We start from the raw sequence: 4,120 nt of genomic DNA on the forward strand, positions 1-4,120 counted from the left end.
CATAAATTTCCAGTCGAAATCGATTTTAATTTTTTCCCTTCCGAAAGAAGAGAGGTGACAAAAGATTAAAAAAATAATACAGCATAAAAGATAACGTAGCCTCATTTTGTAATTTTTTTTAGATTTCAGTTTTAATAATGTCTTCAGATCTAAATCATTCATTTGACGGGGTAAAAGTATCAATTCCTGATTAAAAAGCCAGCTATGCCAACTTCTGATAAATTTTATCCGTGATAAATTTAAGTGTACGAAATATACTTAAATAATTGAATTCTGGCAAGTTCGGTGTTAAGTCCAAAATACGGTGAATAAGACAAAATTTAAATGCAAAGACAGGATTTACATGATTAACAAGTTTTCAATTCCATATTGGTTCGATTGATAGGACGAAGAAACTAAAATATTTTCTGGCCAATCCCGAAGGGGGGTATATTATTCCATCTATTCAAACAGGTATTTCTCGTCGTATCGAATTTTATATTTTTTCAGGAGATCCAAAAAAAAGGCTAAATATGGAATCAGCTGGAATCAATTAATATAATAGATTATTTCCATCAGATTCAGCTGAAATGGAGGAGATACTGGCAAGAAAAAGATTTCTGCCATTTTTGTTAATATCAATAAAATATATTTCATTACTGGCTGCTTCAGCTTTTCATTGTCATCAATTTTGACATTCATTGCCGTCAACTTTAGCTGACGGGACGAGGTATTCAGAATTCTATTGGGCTTTAGCCCAAATTGGGGGCACCATTAAAGGGATCAGGGGGGCAAAAAAAAAGCCCGTTTTCACGAGCTATTTCTGGAGGTCACTGGCGGATTCGAACCGCCGTACGCGGTTTTGCAGACCGCTGCCTAACCACTCGGCCAAGAGACCAAATTTGTGCTTGCAAAGGTAATAATGTTTTTTTAATTTTCTAATTTTTAGCGCAACGAGTTAAGCAGATACTTACTTTTTCCATTTTTCCCCCAATGGGAGGGTTGATTTTCGATACTTTCACACTACATTTTTCAATGGCAGGAAATTTATCATAAAGGGCATTTATGATCCTGTTGGCCACATTCTCAAGGAGTTTGGATTTGACCGCCATTTCGGATTTCACTATTTCATATACTTTTTGATAGTTAAGGGCATCTTCTATATTATCTGTTTTTGCAGCTGTGCTCATATCGGTTTCAAGGGTCACATTGACCATAAAATGATTGCCTACAATGCGCTCTTCTTTAAAACACCCGTGAAAAGCGTAAAACTCCATTCCTTCAAGTTGAATTAATCCCATCTCTTTTTTATTTGTTGCTGCAAATTTACTTAAACTTTAATTTATAATTTCATACTCCGGATAATCCTAAAAGCAGGAAGTAAAAATAGAATTATACGATTTTTTTACATGAGGGTATGATTTTTTTGATATTGTACTGGGAAAAACAAATTTTATCAAACAAATGATAAAAATTAAAGGGGATTATTTAATGAATCAATCTTTATATTTTTACCGTATAATATGTGATAAAAATTCTATTTTTGCAATATGTAATTGGAATTAAACAGGAATTTAAAAATTGAGTATTATGGAAGGTAGCGATTTTAACAGACCCCATAAATTGGAGGAGGAAGATAAGTCACTCAACTTTATTGAAAGCATCATTGAAGAGGATATAAAAAACAATAAAAACGGGGGTACTGTTCATACTCGTTTCCCGCCGGAACCGAATGGCTATCTTCATATAGGGCATGCTAAATCCATTTGCCTGAATTTCGGTTTAGCCAAGAAATACGGGGGCAAATGCAATCTTCGTTTTGATGATACCAATCCGGTGAAGGAAGATGTGGAATATGTCGAATCCATCAAGGAAGACATACACTGGCTGGGATTCGACTGGGAAGACAGGGAATATTATGCCTCCGATTATTTTGATCAGTTGTACGAATATGCTATTCAGCTTATTAAAGCAGGGAAAGCCTATGTCTGCGATTTGAATACTGAAGAAATCAGTACCTATCGGGGTATTGTAACCGAACCCGGCAAAGACAGCCCGTACAGGAACCGTCCGGTTGAAGAAAACCTGGATCTGTTTGAACGTATGCGTGCAGGCGAGTTTCCTGAGGGAGCCAAGACTTTGAGGGCAAAAATCGACATGTCATCGCCCAACATGCACATGCGTGATCCCATCATGTACCGTATCATTCATACCGAACATCATCGAACAGGCAATAAGTGGTGCATCTATCCCATGTATGATTTTGCGCACGGGGAAAGCGATTCCATTGAGCATATTACTCATTCTATATGTACCTTGGAATTTGAAATACACCGGCCTTTATATAATTGGTTTGTTAAGGAATTGAATATTTTCCCGCCTCAACAAATTGAATTTGCCCGGTTGAACCTGACCTATACGGTCATGAGCAAGAGGAAATTGCTGGAGCTGGTTAAGGGCGAATATGTCAACGGCTGGGACGATCCACGTATGCCGACTATCTGCGGGCTTAGGAGAAGAGGGTATACGCCTGAATCTATCCGTAATTTTGCAGAACGTATTGGCGTTGCAAAACGTGATAACACCATTGATGTATCTTTGCTTGAATTCAGCGTGCGTGAGGATTTGAATAAGAAAGCCCAAAGGGTGATGGCTGTGCTTAATCCCCTAAAGGTAATCATCGACAATTATCCCGAAGGCCAAAGCGAAGAGGTTGATGCCATCAATAATCCTGAAGATGAAACTATGGGGAGCCGCAAAGTTCCTTTTTCAAAGGTTATTTACATAGAACAGGACGACTTCATGGAAAATCCTCCCAAGAAATATTTCCGTCTTTCTCCGGGAAGGGAAGTGAGGTTGCGTTATTCATATTATATTACCTGCGTTTCATTTAAGAAAGATGAAAATGGCCAGGTAACAGAGGTACATTGTACGTATGATCCTGCAACAAAGGGTGGTTCATCTCCGGATGGCAGGAAAGTAAAAGGCACCATTCACTGGGTTTCTGCCGAACACGCCCTTGATGCCGAAGTAAGGATGTTCGACAGGTTATTCATCAAAGAAGACCCTGATAATGTTGAAGAAGGTAAAGATTTTAAAGATTATCTCAATCCCGATTCATTGAAGGTATTAAAATCCTGTAAGGTTGAACCCTTTTTAAAGGATGCCAAACCTCTCGATCATTTTCAATTTGAGCGTTTGGGATATTTCAGCTTAGATTTAGACACTAAAGAAGATAGTCTGGTATTTAACAGGACTGTAGGACTGAAAGATACCTGGGCAAAAATTGAACAAAAGAAAAAATAAGAGGGTGATTTTTAAAGAATCGCTGTTTTTTGATATTTTTTTGGCAAAAGGGCTTGAAATATCATAATATTTTATACTTTTGCGCCTGCATTGTCCTATGGTGTAATTGGCAACACGTCTGATTCTGGATCAGAAGAGTCCAGGTTCGAGCCCTGGTAGGACAACAAAAAAAGCCATCTGCAAGTTTTAACCTGTAGGTGGCTTTTTTATTTACTCCTTTATCGCGGTTCACCAACTTCGTCAACATTGCCTGAACGGAATCGAAGGCAAGATGGCAAAGCCGGGAATCTTCTTATTTTACAATCTTATTGGTAGCTGTATCGGGGAAAATCACTGTAGGTTTGAAGGATTTGGCCTCTTCAAAGTCCATGGAGGCATAAGACATGATGGTGATCACATCTCCAACCGCAGCTTTTCTGGCTGCAGGACCATTCAGGCAAATGTTGCCGCTTCCTTTCCCGCCCTTAATCACATAGGTTTCCAACCTTTCGCCATTGCATAAATTGACCACCTGAACCTTCTCATTTTCAATAATATTGGCTGCAATCATCAATTCTTCATCAATAGTGATGCTTCCAATATAATTGAGATTGGCATCGGTCACAGTAACCCTGTGAATTTTTGATTTTAATACTTCAATGTTCATCATTACACAAAGTTACGAATTAAACCTGATATTGTCAATCAGACGGATAGCTCCGACCTTTACGGCGATGCAACCGACTTTATTTTTCTTTTCTGTCCAATCTGCTATAGGCATCAATTCGACATCGTCCACGATTTCGAAATATTCAACTTCCAGGAAAGGATTGGCATTGATCTGTGCTATCACCCA

The 4,120-nt window shown here is 38.3% G+C and carries 4 protein-coding genes and 2 tRNA genes; 2 read left to right on the top strand and 4 right to left on the bottom strand.

Annotated elements, in window-relative coordinates; genetic code table 11:
• Positions 1-803: 803 nt before the first annotated feature.
• Positions 804-877: transfer RNA gene (locus Q8907_13660), tRNA-Cys, on the bottom strand.
• Between the two features lie 40 nt (positions 878-917).
• Complete coding sequence (folB, locus tag Q8907_13665) at positions 918-1,280, bottom strand: dihydroneopterin aldolase (GenBank protein ID MDP4275319.1); 363 nt, start codon at positions 1,278-1,280, stop codon at positions 918-920.
• Between the two features lie 289 nt (positions 1,281-1,569).
• Here folB and Q8907_13670 point away from each other — a divergent pair, with 289 nt between their 5' ends.
• The gene (locus tag Q8907_13670; protein ID MDP4275320.1) at positions 1,570-3,285 is read left to right on the top strand and encodes a glutamine--tRNA ligase/YqeY domain fusion protein; all 1,716 of its coding nucleotides are present in this window, start codon (positions 1,570-1,572) and stop codon (positions 3,283-3,285) included.
• A gap of 91 nt (positions 3,286-3,376) precedes the next feature.
• A tRNA-Gln gene (locus Q8907_13675) sits at positions 3,377-3,449 on the top strand.
• A 128-nt stretch (positions 3,450-3,577) separates the two neighbouring features.
• Here the strand turns inward: Q8907_13675 and Q8907_13680 are convergent.
• Together Q8907_13680 and Q8907_13685 are read right to left on the bottom strand one after the other, a co-directional pair.
• Positions 3,578-3,931, bottom strand: coding sequence for an aspartate 1-decarboxylase (locus Q8907_13680; protein MDP4275321.1), 354 nt, complete (start codon positions 3,929-3,931; stop codon positions 3,578-3,580).
• Positions 3,932-3,943: 12 nt separating this feature from the next.
• Complete coding sequence (locus Q8907_13685; GenBank protein MDP4275322.1) at positions 3,944-4,117, bottom strand: pantoate--beta-alanine ligase; 174 nt, start codon at positions 4,115-4,117, stop codon at positions 3,944-3,946.
• Between the last annotated feature and the right edge of the window lie 3 nt (positions 4,118-4,120).

The organism is Bacteroidota bacterium (assembly GCA_030706565.1).
Classification (GTDB): Bacteria; Bacteroidota; Bacteroidia; order Bacteroidales; family JAUZOH01; genus JAUZOH01.